Genomic DNA, 17,538 nt, shown 5'->3' with positions numbered 1-17,538 from the left:
AAAGTTATTAGGCATGAGTAAACGAGGGAACAAACACCTTCGCGCTCTATTTATACATGGAGCGAGGTCCGTGCTATCTAGGATAGAAACAACAGGAAAAGTGTTCGGAGATTGGTTAGTCAATTTACGAGCAACAAAGCCGTTTAATGTAGTGGTAGTCGCACTTGCCAATAAGCTAGCAAGAATAGCTTGGGCGGTGTTGTTCCACCGCCAAGCTTTTAAGGCTGTATAGCCACAACCAAGTTTGCAACGCCAATGAACGTGATGACAAAAACGGTCAATCGGCCAGATTAGTAACCTGATACAAAAAATAGCACCTAGTTGCTTTGGGGCTTTTAAGGATAATCTGGCGCGGATATCATCGTGGAGCGGGGAAGTTAATGTTCCCAACGTGGACTCCGAATACATTAGCGCAAACCAACTCCGTTATTACTAAATTGTAGTTGCAATAACGGGGCGGACCATACATTTTTGTTGAATGATACGCCGATATTCGTCTGCTTGCTCATTGGAATTGGCTATTTAAATCATAGCTAAAACCAAATTTTTTTCGTCGAGGCAGAGTCGTAATATGACTCCATCGGCAGCAAACACTGCAAAAGAATTTTTAACTTTACACCAATCTAGAAAGAACAGTTGGTCACTACGATTGGTAATACTCTTCTAGGAGCAAGATTATGAACAAACAAGCAAACCTAATTGGTCTAGATAGCGAACAATCAGCACAACTAGCTCAACAGCTCAATCAGCTACTAGCACACTACCAAGTGTTGTACATGAACTCACGTGGTTACCACTGGAATATCAAAGGTCAGCAGTTCTTTGAACTTCACGTAAAATTTGAAGAGATCTACACTGATCTACAAACAAAAATCGATGAGCTTGCAGAGCGTATTCTAACCTTGGGTCATACGCCAGCGCACGCATTCAGCAACTACTTGGAAGCAAGTGAAATTAAAGAACATCAAAACGCGACTTCTGGTGAGGAGTGTGTACAAGGTCTGGTTCAAGGCTTCAGCGTTTTACTTCTAAAACAGCGTGAGATTCTACAAAACGCGAGTGAAGCAGATGACGAAGGTACAGCGGCATTGATGGGTGACTACATCCGTGAGCAAGAAAAACTCATGTGGATGCTTAACGCTTACCTACAAGGCTAAGCGACGCATCACCCAAACAATCCTTGGGAACGCATGCAACAATCGGGAATAAGTTAGAAGGAGCACATTAGTGCTCCTTTATTTCGTTGTGATGAAACAAAAAATGAGCGCCGTGTGCAAGCATTTGATTATATTTGGCTGATTAGTAAGCAGTTGAACAAAAAGCGCTTTTCTTTTCCTACAGTTGTGGCATATTGAGGTTGTCTCTTCGATGCGCGGGCATCGTATAATGCTATTACCTCAGCCTTCCAAGCTGATGATGCGGGTTCGATTCCCGCTGCCCGCTCCAATCCAATCCAATCCAATCCAATCCAATCCAATCCAATCTGTGATTTTTAGCTTTCCATTTTGGGAATGTTTCATTTCGTGCCCAATATATACATAATTTTTATATCATAACTTTGATAATTTCTTACGAACCCAACTGATTCCTCTTAAAGAATATTCTATTTTTACCGTTTGGTATAATGTATTGTTTAGTGCGAGAACCAATACTTAAATTCCCGGTTTGTCTTGGACAACATTGCACTCCTAAAAATAAAAACAAATAACTGGCTCATTAATAAGACAGGCTTTTGGGCAGTTTCTTGCTCGCTGGTTGGTGATTTTGTTTTTTCTGGGCAAAAAGTTGCCTAGGGCTGGGCCTGATTCTAGTAAAGTTCGGTTGTCCATATTTGGAATGTTTATTGCTTTATTATATTGCTCATAGAATAAAATTAATTAGAGCAGTGGACGTCTTGGTTGACATTTATATTTGTCTTCACTAATAGAATGAATTGATTGTACGTTTTTGGCTTTAAAGGTGACAGGAATGTCAGCAGTAACAAGGTTATTCGCTTTAAGTCTTTGGCTTTTTTGCGCTATTGCAAATAGTGCTGAAGAAGGGAGTTATGATTTAAATAATCTTTCAGCAGTAGAGGCTTTTGAAAAAGGAAGGCTTTTAAGGGCGCAGTTTAAGAATGTAGAAGGGCGTAGGTATCTTAAGTTCGCAGCAGAGCTCGGAAACCCTAATGCTGCGTATCTATACGCAATGGAATTGGCTTCATACAAAAGTACCATTAGAACCCCTCCAGAGAGTAAGCACTATTTGATGATTGCGGCTAAAAATGGAAGTCGTAAAGCAATGCAGTTTCTTTATCTACATGCGAATTGGTTGGAAAAAGAAGAGCGTAATCTTTGGAAAAAGAATTATTACAACGCTGTCATTAACTTAGGTAGGGAAGAGCCTGATCAAGCCTTTTATGAGCTCGCTCTTTATCACCAGGGTAGTGATGCTGAACTCTCACAGTACTACCTAAGTCGCGCTGCCGCATTTAACCACCCTCATGCATTGATGGATTTAGCAAGCCAAATAGAAGCGGGAAAGGGCACATATGTTTTACCCGGTAGCAGAGAAACTAATGCTCGGCACACTTACTTAAAAGCAGCAGAGACGGGATACTTACCAGCAATCTTAAACTACATCAAATACTTAGAGTCCGCTCAGATGTACGGCAAAGCATATGAGTGGCGAGTCAAGGCTATGGAAGCTGGCGATCTAACGTCCTTACCGATCCTTGCGTCACTACTCACTGAACAAAGCGAACCGTACGGATTTGTCGAATCTGATTTCGTTACTGCAAAGGCGTATTTAAGTGTTTATTTAGAGTCGGCAGGTAGAGACAAGTTACCTGCGTTATATTCAAATGTAGAAACGTTATTTTCTAATCTGTCTTTAGTTGTCAATGATACATATGACAATAAATTAATAATTCTCGAAAATAAGATAAAGTCTCATGCTCCCTTTTATAATCATGATACTTTTTGGGATTATTAACTAAAGCGTTAATAAAAGTATGATCCGTATTACACCAACTAATTATGGAATAGAGATCATGTTTTTATTTATTTTTAGATAAAGTTTTCATGTTTCGTGAATAGAATGCCGCTTATTAATTCTAAGCGTAGATAACCAAAGCGCATTACAATATTGAGCTATTGCTTAATTAGACTTTCTTTCTATGGTTGTCTGCTTCGAATTAGAGGCTTATTAGATAGTGGAATTACGGCCTGCTATCAATATTAATTATAAAAGTATAAATAGAAAGTGCACCTTGTTTTAACAGGGCGCACAGATAGTTTTTTATTTAAATTCATAGTCAGATCTTTATCGAACTGACATTTTTATCGACAACGATTGGCATAAGGTATCGGAGACTTCATATGTCTAAAGAAGGAAGTGTAGCTCCTAAAGAGCGGATTAATATTAAATATATTCCGGCTACAGGGGATGCACAGGCTGAAATTGAACTCCCTTTAAAAACGCTCGTAGTGGGTGATTTTAAAGGACATCCAGAAGAAACACCGCTTGAAGAGCGTTCAGCAGTACGAGTTGATAAAAACAACTTTGAATCTGTAATGCGTGAAAGCGAGCTGAATATTTCTACAACAGTAAAAAACAAGCTCGTAGATGATGAAAACGCTGACCTCCCAGTTGAGCTGAGCTTCAAATCTCTAGCGGACTTCTCACCAGATGCAGTGGCATCACAAGTACCTGAATTAAAAAAACTAATTGAGTTACGTGAAGCATTGGTTGCGCTAAAAGGTCCTCTTGGCAATATTCCAGCTTTCCGTGAGCGTCTTCAAACACTTCTGAATTCAGAAGAGTCTCGTGAAAAGCTTTTGGCTGAGTTGAATTTGGTCGGCGGCGAGAAAAAAGAAGAAGAGCCTCAAGCTTAATTGAACGATATTCGTTACTAATCAAAATTTAGGATTTACTTAATGTCTACAACTGAATCGGTATTGGAAACCCCCCCAGTTAGCGGAAGGTAGCCTGCTAGATGAGATCATGCAGCAAACTCGCATTGCTCCTAGTGAAGATGGCTATGATATCGCTAAGAAAGGTGTTGCTGCATTTATTGAAAACTTACTGGGTTCTCCACAATCAGAAGAGCCAGTAAACAAGTCTTTGGTTGACCAAATGTTGGTTGAACTGGACAAGAAAGTCAGCGCGCAGATGGATGAGATCCTTCACAACGCAGACTACCAGCAAATGGAATCTTCATGGCGTGGTCTTAAGCTATTCATTGATCGCACAGATTTCCGCGAGAATAACAAAGTGGAAATTCTGCACGTAACAAAAGATGAATTGCTAGAAGACTTTGAATTCGCTCCTGAAACATGTCAAGCGGGCTTGTACAAACATGTTTATTCGTCAGGTTATGGCCAGTTTGGTGGTGAACCAACAGGCGCGATTATCGGTAACTATGCATTTTCACCATCAACACCTGATATGAAACTTCTACAGTACATGGGTGCATTGGGTGCAATGTCTCATGCTCCATTCATCTCGAGTGTTGGCCCTGAGTTCTTTGGTATTGATTCGTTTGAAGAATTACCAAACATCAAAGATTTGAAATCTACATTCGAAAGTCCGAAGTACACCAAATGGCGTTCTCTACGTGAGTCTGAAGACGCACGCTACCTAGGTTTGACAGCACCACGCTTTTTATTACGCGTTCCTTATGACCCAACTGAGAACCCGATCAAGTCATTTAACTACACAGAAAATGTAAGCAGCTCTCACGAGCATTACCTGTGGGGTAATACTGCCTTTGCGTTTGCTACTCGCTTAACTGATAGCTTTGCGAAATACCGTTGGTGTCCAAACATCATTGGCCCACAAAGCGGTGGTGCCGTTGAAGATTTGCCAGTACACGTATTTGAATCAATGGGTGCGCTTCAAAGCAAGATTCCTACAGAAGTATTGATCACAGATCGCAAGGAATTTGAATTGGCAGAAGAGGGTTTTATCGCTCTTACTATGCGTAAAGGTAGTGATAACGCAGCATTCTTCTCTGCGAACTCAATTCAAAAACCAAAGATTTTCCCGAATACTAAGGAAGGTAAAGAAGCGGAGACTAACTACAAACTAGGTACTCAGCTTCCTTACATGATGATCATCAACCGTCTAGCGCATTACGTTAAGGTACTGCAACGTGAGCAAATTGGTGCATGGAAAGAGCGCCAAGACCTTGAGCGCGAACTAAACACTTGGATTAAGCAATATGTGGCTGATCAGGAGAACCCACCAGCAGACGTACGTAGTCGCCGCCCATTACGTGCAGCTCGTATTGAAGTTGCTGATGTTGAGGGGAATCCAGGTTGGTACCAAGTATCGCTTTCAGTTCGTCCTCACTTTAAATACATGGGTGCGAACTTCGAGCTTTCTTTGGTAGGTCGTCTAGATCAAGCTTGATTATGACGCACATAGCACCTGAAGAGAGTGCATTTGGTGTTGGCTTTTTTGAACGTTTGGAAGCCAACGCCAAACCGATGTCTTTGACCCAAGGGCCAGACGCATCAGATGTACTCGACTCAATTAAACGTAATGTATCAAACATTTTGAACTCTCGGATCGGTGGTTCTCAAAGTGCACCGGATCTGGGCTTAGTAGATTTTAACGATGCAACGCTCGAAACCTTAGATTTATCAGTTCGTATCAAGCTCGCGATTCAAAATTGTTTGGAGCGTTATGAGCCTCGCCTGACACATGTGGTCGTAAACGCAGAACAAGATACGTTCAATCCGTTAACTCTTAGATTTCATATTATCGCGACGATTAATAGCGAAGCGTTACACGAAAAAGTCCAGTTCAGTCTGTTATTGGATCAAAACAGAAAATATCGAGTGTTTTAACCTTTATGACGCAAGACAAGTATTTCAGAGAAGAACTCGCGTTTCTAAAAGAGCAAGGGAAAGAGTTTACAGAAATCCACCCTCAGCTTTCGCGCTTTCTTCATGGCCGAACAACAGATCCTGATGTTGAACGTCTGCTAGAGGGCTTTGCCTTTCTAACTGCACGCCTGCGTGAAAAAGTAGAAGACGAATTCCCAGAGCTTACTCATTCAATTATTAATATGCTTTGGCCTAACTACTTGCGTCCTATTCCTAGTATGAGCGTTGTCGCCTTCGCGCCAGATAAAAGCGTCAGCGAAAAGCAGGTAATAACTCGTGGCACTCAGTTGGATAGCAAGCCTGTATTTGGGACGCCTTGCCATTTTAATACATGTCGAGATGTCGAGCTTTATCCACTTCAATGCGAAGACGTAAGCGCAGAGCACACTCGTGAAGCAACCACCATAAAGCTCTCTCTTGCTATGACAGGAGACATCACAGCAGGAGATGCCAAACTTGGCACGCTTCGCTTTTACTTAGGCGGAGACAAATACAGCTCTCAAACTTTGTATTTGTGGCTACACCATTACCTACAAAAAATGACCGTTGAAGTTGACGGTGTTGAGTTTGCACTACCTGCTGGCGCATTTGCCACAGTCGGTTTTGATAGCGAGCAAGCACTGTTGCCTTACCCTAAAAATGTCTACGACGGCTACCGAATCTTACAAGAGTATTTATCTTTCCCCGAGGCATTCCACTTTTTCGACGTGAAAGGTCTTGCTAGCGCTCTACCAAAATCTGTTACGGGTGAATTTACGTTAAATATTCATTTTTCTAAAACGTTACCAGCAGATACGCGAGTCAGAAAGGATAACTTCCAACTTTATTGCACTCCTATTATCAATTTATTTAGACATGACGCAGATCCGGTCGACTTAAACGGCCGTCGCACTGAGTACAGGATTTTCCCCTCTAGTCGCTATCCTGCGCATTATGAGATTTTCAGCGTTGACAGTGTAGTCGGTTGGCAAGATACAGAGTCCGAAGGCAGACGCATCAGAGGTGCAAAGCGAGTTTATGAATCTTTCGAGAGCTTTCAACACGAAGTAGAACGTGTACGTAATCGTCAAGCTCTTTACTACCGTACGAGGGTGAAGGAAAGCATCCGAGGCGATGGATTTGATTCATTTATTTCGTTTATTCGAGGAGATGAAACATCTGCTGTCGGTATTGATGAAGCGGTTTCAATTAAACTTACATGTACGAATCGCCTATTGCCACTAGAGCTAGGAGTGGGTGATATTTGTGTTGCAACCGATACTTCACCACCATTTGCGACATTCCAGAATATAACCGTACCGTCGCAATCGCTTAGACCCGTTTTAGATGGCAGTTTGCTATGGACGCTGATTTCCAACTTGTCACTCAACTACCTGTCATTATTGTCGAAAGAAGCACTGAGCTGCGTCCTAAGAGCCTACGACTTTAGAGCGCTTGTTGATCGTCAGGCAGAACGAGTTGCTCGCATGCGTTTAGACGGAATCGTAAAAATCGAGTCTCATCCGGTCGACAAAATTTTAAGAGGTTTACCTGTACGAGGGCTACAGTCGACTTTACATATTGACCAAAACGGATTTGGCTCGGAAGGAGACTTATTTTTGTTTGGCACGGTACTGAGTCACTTCTTTGCGCTCTACGCCAGCATTAACTCATTCCACGAACTCGTCGTGGTGAACGTCACGAACAAAGAGAGATACACATGGGGAACCCAGAGTGGAATGCAGCCGTTGATTTAGACGGTGAAGAATTTCACCCCCCCCAACGGGTGAGCTGTCAGCCAAAGTTAGAGAATACAGTTTCTATCAACTAGTTGAATTGTTGCAGAAACTCAATGATTTAAACCCAGAGTCAGAAGAATGGGAGCGACACTGCCGCCTCGTGTTTAGTGCAAACCCAAGTTTGGGGTTTTCGCCATGTGATGTAAAAGCGTTAGAAACACGACACGATGAAAGGCAAGTGCTTTTAACTAACTTTTTTGGACTTTCCGGAGCTCAATCGCCTTTGCCGAGCTTTATTTTGGAGCAGTTAGCAACGGAAGAAGCTGGTGGGTTTAAACAGCCATTTTTAGACTTTTTTAATAACCGCTTGATCAACCTCGTTTATCGAGTATGGCGAAAGTACCGTTATTACGTTCGCTTTCAAGCTGGAGCACAGGACCAGTTCTCTGCACAGCTATTCGCCTTGGTAGGACTAGGTGATCCTGACCTTCGAGGTGAAACACCGATTAACTGGTGCAAAATGTTGGCGTATGCAGGCACGCTGGCTGGTCGAAGTCGCTCACCCCAGGTTGTGGCAGGCATCATCGCCCACTGTTTCGACTTAGAAGATGTCACTATCAGGCAATGGGTGAGACGACGGGTGCTCATTGATAAAAGTCAGCAATTAGGTTTAGGCGTGCAGAATGCGAGCCTTGGCATTGATTCAATCATTGGTGAATCGGTTGTTGATTGTAGTGGCAAGTTTGTCATTTGTATCGGCAATTTAACGCAGGAACGCTTCGCAGACTTCTTGCCATCTGGGAAAGAGCATCAGCCACTGTGTAAGTTGGTCGAGTTTATTTTACGAGAGCAGATGGCCTATGACGTTGAACTGACGATGAAAGAAAGTGAAGCTCCTGACTTTTGTTTACATCCAGAACAAGGTGTCGCACTGGGTTGGACCTCGTTCCTTGGAAGCGACACAACTAATAAAAACGTATTGATTCAGGTAAGGCAATAACCATGAATAAACCAAAACTGCCATCTCTGACTTTATTGGTAACAAACGCACAGCGTTTGGAATCTGGTTTGTCGGCTCAGCATACATGGAAGGAAACTGGCGGAATTATCGGCGCGGCGACGACATCAGAGTGGCGACTCACCGACTCGGATGGACAAGTAAGCTCAGAGCACTGTGAAGTGGTTGTACTCGATGGGGCGTATTGCCTAAGAGATATTTGCGGGAGCACTTACGTCAACGGTGCTCACTTACCGCTAGGGAAAGGCCAGTTAGCTCGCCTGAATCATAAAGACGAAGTTTCCATTGGGCCGTATCAATTGCGCATCCTATTTGGTAACGCTAATGAAGTCGAGGACCAGCATGGCTCATTGGACGCGCTGTTTACCTCACAAGACGAAGATCTACTTTCTGATTTGGCATACGAAGAAGAGCCTGAACTGGAAAGTGAAGGTATTGATGCTGACCCACTAAACGCGCTTGATGAATTAATGGGTTCTCAAGAAGCCAACGAAAACAGGTTAATTGAACCAGATCCTGAGCCAAGAGAATTACCCAAGCAATCATTAGTGCCGGATGAGGATTTGGGATTACATGAAGTTGCCTTTACCCCACAAGCGGATAGTGAGTATGAAATGACATCATCTATTCGTCTCAAGAAAATTTTAGGTTTTGGTTTTAACAAATTGAAACCCTCGAATAAAGAAGAGCAAACCAACGTTTCTCAATCTGTGGCTCAGCCCACCCAACTAAATAACAACGATAGCAACGTATCAGAAGGTTTCACAATGGATGAAAAAGTACTGGATCTGTTAGAAGAGGAAGTGGCAAAGAGCATCCAGCCACAGACAGAGACATTTAACCATAGTAATACACAAACTAACCACCTTATCACGGGCCCAATGCTTGACGGTTTAGGGGTGGATTTGAGTGATGAAGACAATATGGCTCGAATGCATTTATTGTCACAAGAAATGGGTGAATCTCTTCAAGCATGTGTGCGCGGATTACTGGATTTGCATCAACAGGTGAGCGAGGGGCGCTTCGGAACGCTAAACCGAAACCTTCAACCTATCGAAGATAACCCACTGCGCCTAGGACTGTCATATGAAGAAACGGTTAAAACTCTTTATGACGCAGACAAAAGTTTGGTGCACTTATCTGCACCAGCGGCGATAGCAGAAAGCCTCAAAACGGTGCGCGATCACAACGAAGCAATGCAGCATGCAACCGCAGACGCGTTGAGTCAGATTTTAACTGCGTTCTCTCCGGAGGTGATGCTACGTCGCTTTCATCACTACAAACGCACCACTGATACGACGCAAACAACAAGTGATGAGTGGGCTTGGAAGATGTATTGCAATTACTACCGCGAATTAACTTCCAACCGCCAGAGAGGGTTCGAGAAACTATTCTGGGAAATCTTTGAGCAGTCATACGACCGAAAAATTCGAGAAAAGCAACGGGAGCTATAGCCGTGATAAGAGTGCTATGGATGTTGTGCTCATTACTGATGCTGACTGCATGCAGTAGCGCGCCGGAACCTTATGAACCCGCGAAAGCACAAACAAAATTGACGTTCAGTTTGGTCAGTGATGATTTGGTCAACCCCAACATTTGGGGTGAATCATCACCAGTAGAGATTCAGGTATTCGAATTAAAAGACGATTCGATGTTTATGTCAGCGGACTATGACCAGCTAAAAAAAGACTACAAAACAGCGCTTCGAAGTAACTTCGTCAAAATTTACGACTACGTGTTGCTACCTGAACAGTTCAAATTCATCGATGCCTTTGAAGTCGACGAAGAAACCAACTACATCGGAGTGATGGCCCATTTTGCTGAACCAGAGCTCAGTGAATGGAAAAAAGCCGTCAAAATACTGAATAAGGGCAGGGAATACCACTTGCTCATGATGTTTAAAGATTACAACGTAAAATTGGACAGGGTGGAATAGCATACGATGTTTGCGCGTAACCGAGTGATCTGGAATGAAGGCTTGTTCATTAAGCCTCAGCACTTCCAGCAACAACAGAGATATACAGAGTACTGCATCGATGAGCGTCTAGGCTCCGTTAGTCGTTACTTATACGGTGTTTCCGAGTTGTCATTAAACCCTGAGTACTTATCGTTTGGTCGTATTGCAATTGAGCGAGCTGTTGGGGTGATGCCTGATGGTACAGTCTTCCGTATTCCTCAAGAAGACCATATGCCCGACGCTCTAGAAGTTGATGATGCGTCGCTCGCGAACCAAATCGTTTACCTTGCCGTCCCTTTACGTAGTGAATCCTTGATGGAGATAAACTGGCCGGAAGAGCGAGGCACAGGACGTTATGTGAGTCGTCGCCAAGAAGTTCGTGATGTGCACAGCGTACAAGGTGACACCACTACAGTAGAGGTATCACCGATTCGTATGCAGATCATGTTAGAGCGAGAAGACAGAAGCTCTTACGCATCTATCGCTATTGGCCGTATTTTAGAGAAACGCCCAGACGGAAGTGTGGTATTGGATCCAGACTTTATCCCGTGCCACTTGAATGTGGTTGGTATGTCCTCATTGCATCGTTTCATCAACGAAATGTCGGGATTGATGAGGGAACGAGCAAAAAACATCGCACAACGCATTAGCTCACCGTCTCAAGGCGGCGTTGCAGATGTGTCCGATTTCATGCTGTTGCAGGCGCTTAACCGATTACAACCTCAGATGAAACATCTAGCGGAGCTTAGAAGTTTGCATCCAGAGCGGTTGTTTGAGTGTCTTTCAACCGTATGTGGTGAGCTTGCTACATTTACAGATGAAAGTCGATTGCCACCAAGCTTGCCAAGTTACAGTCACGATTTACCGAGTCAATCATTTCAACCATTGATTCGAAACTTACGTCAGAGTTTGAGTGTTGTATTGGAACCAAGAGCGGTCTCAATCCAACTAGAAAAACGCAAGTACGGATTAATGGTTGCACCGATCCACGATCCTCAATTGATGGAAAGTGCAGAGTTCATTATTGCTGTCAAAGCAAGAATGCCACTAGACGAGTTACGCCGTTTGTTCACGCAGCAAACCAAAGTGTCTTCAGTAGAGAAGATCCGCGAGCTGATCTCACTTCAGCTTCAGGGTATTCCGCTAACGTCACTACCGGTCGCACCTCGCCAGCTTCCATATCACGCGGGTTATACATATTACCAGCTGGACAAAACAAGCCCTGCGTGGTCAATGCTGAACCATTCTAGTGGTTTTGCGTTCCATGTAGCTGGTGCATTTGAAGATCTAGACCTTCAGTTCTGGGCGATCAGGAGTTAAACATGGAGCCAACCAAAAAAGACTCCCCATTGTCGAGCTTACTGTTTGACGATGTGGAAAAAATCAACCACGACCAAGACTACTGGTTTCAACTTCGTGGCGACAACCCAAACCCTTTGATCGATGCAGCCACACCCTTGTTTGGCCTTTCGCTACGAGTTCGCTCACTTACTGAGTGTGAAAATATCGACCTCATTTATCGTCAAACAGTCGAAGAAATCAAAACGATAGAAATCGAGCTGTCAGAGCAAGGCTATGAGCATGCCATCTTAATGGCGTATCGCTACATTTTGTGTGCATGTCTGGATGAGTCTGTAATGGGCACTGAGTGGGGAGCGTCAAGCGTATGGGCAGAGCATTCGATGCTATCGCGCTTTCATAATGAAACCTGGGGTGGTGAAAAAGTATTTACCATTCTAAATCGTTTAGAGGGCGAGCCGGAGCGATACAAATCTTTACTCGAGTTTATCTATCACTGCTTGATTTTGGGCTTTGAAGGAAAATACCGCGTTATGGAAGGTGGTCATGCAGAGCGCGAAAAGGTGATTACACGCCTGCACGATATTCTGTGTAGCTTTGATGAACGTGAACCTCAAGCTCTTACTAGCGCGACTGAACATGTCGTTCGTGCCAAATATAAGTTAAGTCGACAAATTCCGGTTTGGTCGGTGTTCCTAGGGTTCGTCGTTCTCTGGGCTGGGCTGTTTTTGGGGTACACATACGTACTGCATAACAAATCAAGCGACGTGTTAAATCAATTAAATCAGATACTTTAATAATAATTAGGCTAGGTGGTACGTTGTGATCCGTATAGAATTACCAACTCTTATCTCAAAACTTAACGCTCAAAGTAAATTAGCTTTAGAGCAAGCGGCTTCGATTTGTATTGAACGCCAACATCCAGAAGTGACACTAGAGCACTATTTAGATGTGCTTCTAGATAACCCACTATCGGATGTTCGCCTAATTCTGAAACAAGCTGGGTTGGAAGTAGAAACGGTAAAGCAAGCAATTGTCGAGACGTACAGTCGCGAGCAAGTGCTTGATACTTATCCTGCATTTTCCCCACTACTCGTTGAGTTGCTTCAAGAAGCATGGCTTCTCTCAACCACAGAGCTAGAACAAAATGAGTTACGCTCTGGTGCAGTATTTCTTGCTGCACTAACTCGAGTTGACCGTTATCTTCCTTTCAAACTGATTGCTCTTTTCGATGGCATAAACCGAGAAAGCTTAAAGAAAAACTTCGCGTTAATATTAAACGAATCAGCAGAAACTGCCGTTGAGAACAAAAGTGAACAGCGTCAATCACCACTTCAAAATGCCGCAGAAACGCCACTTGGTAAATTCTGTACCAACGTAACAGAGCAAGCACGTCAGGGTGAACTTGACCCAGTATTGTGTCGTGAAAACGAACTAAATCTGATGATTGATATCCTCTGCCGCCGTCGCAAAAATAACCCTATTGTTGTCGGCGACGCGGGTGTTGGTAAAAGTGCCATGATTGAAGGTCTAGCCTTGCGCGTGGTTGCTGGTAATGTGCCGACTCAACTACAAAACGTAGAGTTATATTCATTAGATTTGGGCCGATTGCAAGCGGGTGCTTCGGTTAAAGGTGAATTTGAAAAACGCCTTAAAGGTGTTATCGATGCCATTAAGGACTCGCCAAAGCCAATCATTCTATTTATCGATGAAGCGCATACACTTATCGGTTCAGGTAACCAAGAAGGTGGTAGCGATGCCGCTAACCTTCTCAAGCCTGCGCTAGCACGTGGTGAGCTAAGCACTGTTGCCGCCACAACTTGGAAAGAATACAAAAAATACTTTGAAAAAGATCCTGCGCTAACTCGCCGATTCCAGCTCGTAAAACTCGATGAGCCTAGTATCGAACAGGCCGTTGATATTTTACGTGGTCTAAATGGTGTGTATGAGAAAGCGCACAATGTATTAATCACTGATGACGCTTTGAAAGCAGCGGCGGAACTGTCTGCTCGCTACATTTCAGGGCGTCAACTTCCGGATAAAGCGATTGATGTACTCGATACTGCCTGTGCACGTATTGCGATCAACATGACAACACCGCCTAAACGTTTAGCGATGCTAGAAACACTTTGTCACCAGCGCCAGCTTGAAATTGATATGTTGGAGCGTGCCCAGTACCTTGGGCAGACTGTAGATGCAGAGCGCCTTGATGTTCTTCGCACGCAAGAAATGGTAGATGAAGCAGAAAAAGCTGAACTCACAGAAAGCTGGCAGCACCAAAAAGAACTGGTGGAATCGATCATCGAGTTACGTGCTGAACTCATGTCCTTGAGCAAAGCAGAGGAACAAGACGCGGAAAAAAGCGAGCAGGTTTACACTGAGCTGCAAGAGAAATACGGTGAACTGGACGCGATTGCACATGAGCAACGTTTGATGTATCCCCAAGTTGATTCAGACCAAATCGCAGAGGTCATCGCCGATTGGACTGGTGTGCCGGTTGATCAGATGAATACCAATGAGCTGAACAAGATCACTCACCTTACAGCGACACTAGGAGAGGCGATCAAAGGGCAAGATATCGCAATTGAGCGCATTCATCGCCACTTGCTAACCGCTCGTGCTGATTTACGTCGCCCTGGCAGACCAAAAGGCGCTTTCTTACTTGTTGGTCCAAGTGGTGTTGGTAAAACAGAAACTGTTGTTCAGCTAGCCGAGCAGTTATATGGTGGTAAGCAGTTCTTAACAACGATCAATATGTCGGAGTATCAAGAGAAACACACAGTATCTCGCCTAATTGGTTCACCTCCAGGTTACGTTGGTTACGGTGAAGGTGGTGTATTAACCGAAGCCATCCGTAAAATGCCTTACTCAGTTGTCCTTTTGGATGAAGTAGAAAAAGCACACCCAGAAGTATTGAACATCTTCTATCAAGGCTTTGATAAAGGTGAACTTGCCGATGGTGAAGGCCGCTTGATCGACTGTCAAAATATCGTGTTTTTCCTAACCTCTAACCTTGGTTACCAAACCATAGTGGATTACGCAGAAGACAAAGAAAAACTCGATGATGCGCTATATCCAGAACTGGCAGCATTCTTCAAGCCTGCACTATTAGCTCGTATGGAAGTGATTCCTTACCTTCCGTTAGGTAAAGAAGTACTTGATCAAATTGTTCGCGGCAAGCTAACACGCCTAGAGAAGCTATTTAAGTCTCGCTACAACGCAGAGATGGAAATAGGTGAAGGTCTAATTGACGAAATTCTAAGCCGAGCAACTCGTAGCGAAAATGGTGCTCGTATGCTTGAGGCCATCATCGAAGGTCAGCTATTACCACCAGTATCGCTTGCTCTCCTTAACAAGTTAGCCGAAAGAGAGCCGATTCATCGCATTCGCCTTGCCGCATCGGATGGCGAGTTTATTGGGGAGGTAGAGTAACCATGAGTCAATGGTTGGCGTTTGCTACCGAATTGGTGGGGATAAGAAAACCCCACCTGCTCGCGTTGCGTTTTGTCGATTTGCTTAATAAAGGCATGAAACTAAGGGACAGTTTTTTATTGTTACCGTCGTCAGATGGTCGCAATTTGGTTCCGCATGACTCTCAGCGCCAATACGCATGGTCAGTAACTGATTTCGATGCCCCATTTGCACATGTTCTGCAATCACTTAAAACGATGCACCTTACCGCAGAAGACTTGATTTTCTGGCGTTCAAACCGTGCGTTCTCTGAACTGGTCGAGAACGTTGGAATGTTTGATTCAGTTTGTGTGCAGCCTTTACCAATGGGTGATAGACAAGTCCATTCGATACTGCTGATGATTGGAGAAAACCACACGGTCTCAAACGTACTTAAAGACACGGGCTTCATAAAGTTTGTTGATGTGTTTGCGCAGCAATGGAAATTGCTCACGGAAATGGAACGTGAAGAGCAAACTCGTATGGAAATGAAAGAGTCGCTTTATGATATACAACGCGACTCAGCGCAACGAATGATGGCAAATAGCTTGGCAACCACGTTAATCGGGGAAAGTGCGGCAATGCAAAAGTTGAGAGAGCAGATAGTATCTGCAGCAAACTCTCAGCTTTCCATTATGGTTCAAGGTGAAACAGGGACAGGGAAAGAACTTGTTGCTGCCGCTGTTCATGAGCTTTCATCTCGTCAGTCTGCACCAATGGTCGCTGTTAACTGTGCCGCCATCCCTGAACATCTCCTAGAGAGTGAGTTGTTTGGTTACTGTAAAGGTGCATTCTCCGGTGCAGATACCGATAAGCAAGGTCTCATCGCACAAGCAGACGGAGGCACATTATTTCTTGATGAAATTGGTGACATGCCCCTGACGCTTCAAGCAAAGTTACTTCGCGTGCTCGAAACTCGAACATTTCGCCCTCTTGGGGGAAAGCAAGAGCAGAGCTCCGATTTTCGATTGGTTTCAGCAACACATGTCAATTTGATTGAACAGGTAAGAAAGAAAACCTTCCGACAAGACTTGTATTATCGACTGTTTCAATATCCGATTTCATTGCCTAACTTGTCAGTTCGATTAGACGATTTGGCTTTGCTATGTAGTCACTTTGTACGCATGTTTAACCAGCAACACGGCACAAGTATTCGTGGGCTCAACTATCGAGCACTGGACTGTTTAAAACAGTATGATTTTCCGGGCAATGTCCGTGAGCTAAAGCATCTGGTGGAGTTTGGTTGTGCACAAACACTAGATGGAACAGAAATCGAAGCGGGTTGCTTTGTTCACCGTTTAAACTTAATGCGTAATCTTGACCCCGTTGCTGAATCGGACTCTGCCTCCGTTTCGGAGCAAGTACTTTCTAGTGAAGAACAAAGTTATACGCCTAACTTTGCGGTTATTGATGACTTGAAGCAAGCCATCAACGACTTTGAAGCCACCGTTATTACCGAAAGGTTAACGCGTTTCTCTGGTGATCGTGCCAAGGCAGCAAAAAGCCTAGGCATTCCAAAACGGACGCTGGCGTACAAGTGTCAAAAACTGGAGATCAAAGCATGAAACAGTGCCTTGTAGCAGTGATTGTTGCATCCAGTTGCCTTAGCGTTAGCTCGGACAGTTTCGCTAATCAAACCGAGACATTGGTAGAGCAGGCAAATCAGTGCCGAGAAATACCAGCGCGCCTAGACCGCCTTGCATGTTTTGACGGTGTCTTCGCGACGCCATTAGAAGAGCATGCTACCCCCGTTGCTGATAACCCTTACCCTTCTGAGTGGAATCGGGCGATCGAGGCTCGTGATGGTCTAGAGCCCGGAGAGGGGTGGGCCTTAGTTGTTGAAGGTGAAGGCAAAGATGGGAGTGCTTGGGTCGCTTTACCTGCTCAAAATACCACGTTTGAAGAGCAAGACGCGCCAGTGCTTCTGCTCAGTTGCATCAACAACTTGAGCCGTGTTGAATTAGCGTTGCCTCAAGAAGCAGCCGATGCTCGTATCCAAGTTTCTGTTCGTGGATCGATGCAATATTGGCGTAGTGATGATTATGGCGTGTTGTTTTCGTCAGCGCGGGGGTTACCTGCAATCGACATGATGAAGCGCATTGGGAATGACTCATATCTGACGCTGCGCTCCAATTCAGATCTCGCTGATGGCCTTCAGTTTAACACTCGCGACTTAAAACATGGCCTTCGAGCTTTACGCGAACGTTGTGGTTGGTAGGAGGA

At 44.2% G+C, this 17,538-nt stretch carries 13 protein-coding genes, 1 tRNA gene and 2 pseudogenes; all 16 read left to right on the top strand.

Translation table 11 applies throughout. The annotated features are described in order from the left end of the window. Window positions 1-232: pseudogene (locus tag B853_RS24345) on the top strand (IS110-like element ISSpi6 family transposase); the annotation flags it as partial. A gap of 445 nt (window positions 233-677) precedes the next feature. Next, complete coding sequence (locus B853_RS24340) at window positions 678-1,157, top strand: Dps family protein (RefSeq protein ID WP_038888003.1); 480 nt, start codon at window positions 678-680, stop codon at window positions 1,155-1,157. 215 nt (window positions 1,158-1,372) lie between these two features. After that, window positions 1,373-1,446, top strand: a tRNA-Gly gene (locus B853_RS24335). Between the two features lie 522 nt (window positions 1,447-1,968). Beyond that, window positions 1,969-2,973, top strand: a complete 1,005-nt coding sequence (locus tag B853_RS24330) for an SEL1-like repeat protein (protein ID WP_010452462.1) — start codon at window positions 1,969-1,971, stop codon at window positions 2,971-2,973. 386 nt (window positions 2,974-3,359) lie between these two features. Next, complete coding sequence (gene tssB / locus B853_RS24325; protein ID WP_038887565.1) at window positions 3,360-3,875, top strand: type VI secretion system contractile sheath small subunit; 516 nt, start codon at window positions 3,360-3,362, stop codon at window positions 3,873-3,875. A 42-nt stretch (window positions 3,876-3,917) separates the two neighbouring features. Continuing rightward, window positions 3,918-5,394, top strand: a pseudogene (tssC, locus tag B853_RS24320) (type VI secretion system contractile sheath large subunit). A 2-nt stretch (window positions 5,395-5,396) separates the two neighbouring features. Then, complete coding sequence (gene tssE, locus B853_RS24315) at window positions 5,397-5,834, top strand: type VI secretion system baseplate subunit TssE (RefSeq protein ID WP_010452457.1); 438 nt, start codon at window positions 5,397-5,399, stop codon at window positions 5,832-5,834. A 5-nt stretch (window positions 5,835-5,839) separates the two neighbouring features. Continuing rightward, window positions 5,840-7,609: a type VI secretion system baseplate subunit TssF gene (tssF, locus tag B853_RS24310; protein WP_038887564.1), complete on the top strand. Its 1,770-nt coding sequence runs from the start codon at window positions 5,840-5,842 to the stop codon at window positions 7,607-7,609. Window positions 7,610-7,643: 34 nt separating this feature from the next. Continuing rightward, on the top strand, window positions 7,644-8,591 hold the full coding sequence (gene tssG, locus B853_RS24305) for a type VI secretion system baseplate subunit TssG (RefSeq protein WP_211285392.1): 948 nt from the start codon (window positions 7,644-7,646) through the stop codon (window positions 8,589-8,591). Window positions 8,592-8,593: 2 nt separating this feature from the next. Next, window positions 8,594-10,063 (top strand): type VI secretion system-associated FHA domain protein TagH, encoded by a 1,470-nt coding sequence (gene tagH / locus B853_RS24300; RefSeq protein WP_038887563.1) that lies wholly within the window; start codon window positions 8,594-8,596, stop codon window positions 10,061-10,063. A gap of 2 nt (window positions 10,064-10,065) precedes the next feature. Then, on the top strand, window positions 10,066-10,545 hold the full coding sequence (gene tssJ / locus B853_RS24295; RefSeq protein ID WP_029561125.1) for a type VI secretion system lipoprotein TssJ: 480 nt from the start codon (window positions 10,066-10,068) through the stop codon (window positions 10,543-10,545). Between the two features lie 6 nt (window positions 10,546-10,551). After that, the gene (tssK, locus tag B853_RS24290) at window positions 10,552-11,886 is read left to right on the top strand and encodes a type VI secretion system baseplate subunit TssK (protein ID WP_038887561.1); all 1,335 of its coding nucleotides are present in this window, start codon (window positions 10,552-10,554) and stop codon (window positions 11,884-11,886) included. 2 nt (window positions 11,887-11,888) lie between these two features. Continuing rightward, window positions 11,889-12,662, top strand: a complete 774-nt coding sequence (gene icmH / locus B853_RS24285; protein ID WP_038887560.1) for a type IVB secretion system protein IcmH/DotU — start codon at window positions 11,889-11,891, stop codon at window positions 12,660-12,662. Between the two features lie 25 nt (window positions 12,663-12,687). Then, window positions 12,688-15,297, top strand: a complete 2,610-nt coding sequence (gene tssH, locus B853_RS24280) for a type VI secretion system ATPase TssH (RefSeq protein ID WP_038887557.1) — start codon at window positions 12,688-12,690, stop codon at window positions 15,295-15,297. 2 nt (window positions 15,298-15,299) lie between these two features. Beyond that, a complete protein-coding gene (locus B853_RS24275) occupies window positions 15,300-16,880 on the top strand; it encodes a sigma-54 interaction domain-containing protein (protein WP_038887556.1) in 1,581 nt (526 codons plus the stop codon). Beyond that, window positions 16,877-17,533 (top strand): type VI secretion system-associated protein VasI, encoded by a 657-nt coding sequence (gene vasI / locus B853_RS24270; RefSeq protein ID WP_038887554.1) that lies wholly within the window; start codon window positions 16,877-16,879, stop codon window positions 17,531-17,533. The genes B853_RS24275 and vasI overlap by 4 nt, the downstream gene beginning before the upstream one ends. Window positions 17,534-17,538 lie beyond the last annotated feature (5 nt).

The organism is Vibrio rotiferianus CAIM 577 = LMG 21460, assembly GCF_002741985.1.
In the GTDB taxonomy this organism is placed as follows: domain Bacteria; phylum Pseudomonadota; class Gammaproteobacteria; order Enterobacterales; family Vibrionaceae; genus Vibrio; species Vibrio rotiferianus.
The sequence above is the reverse complement of the archived record's forward strand: the minus strand, read 5'-3'. Positions and strand labels throughout refer to the sequence as shown.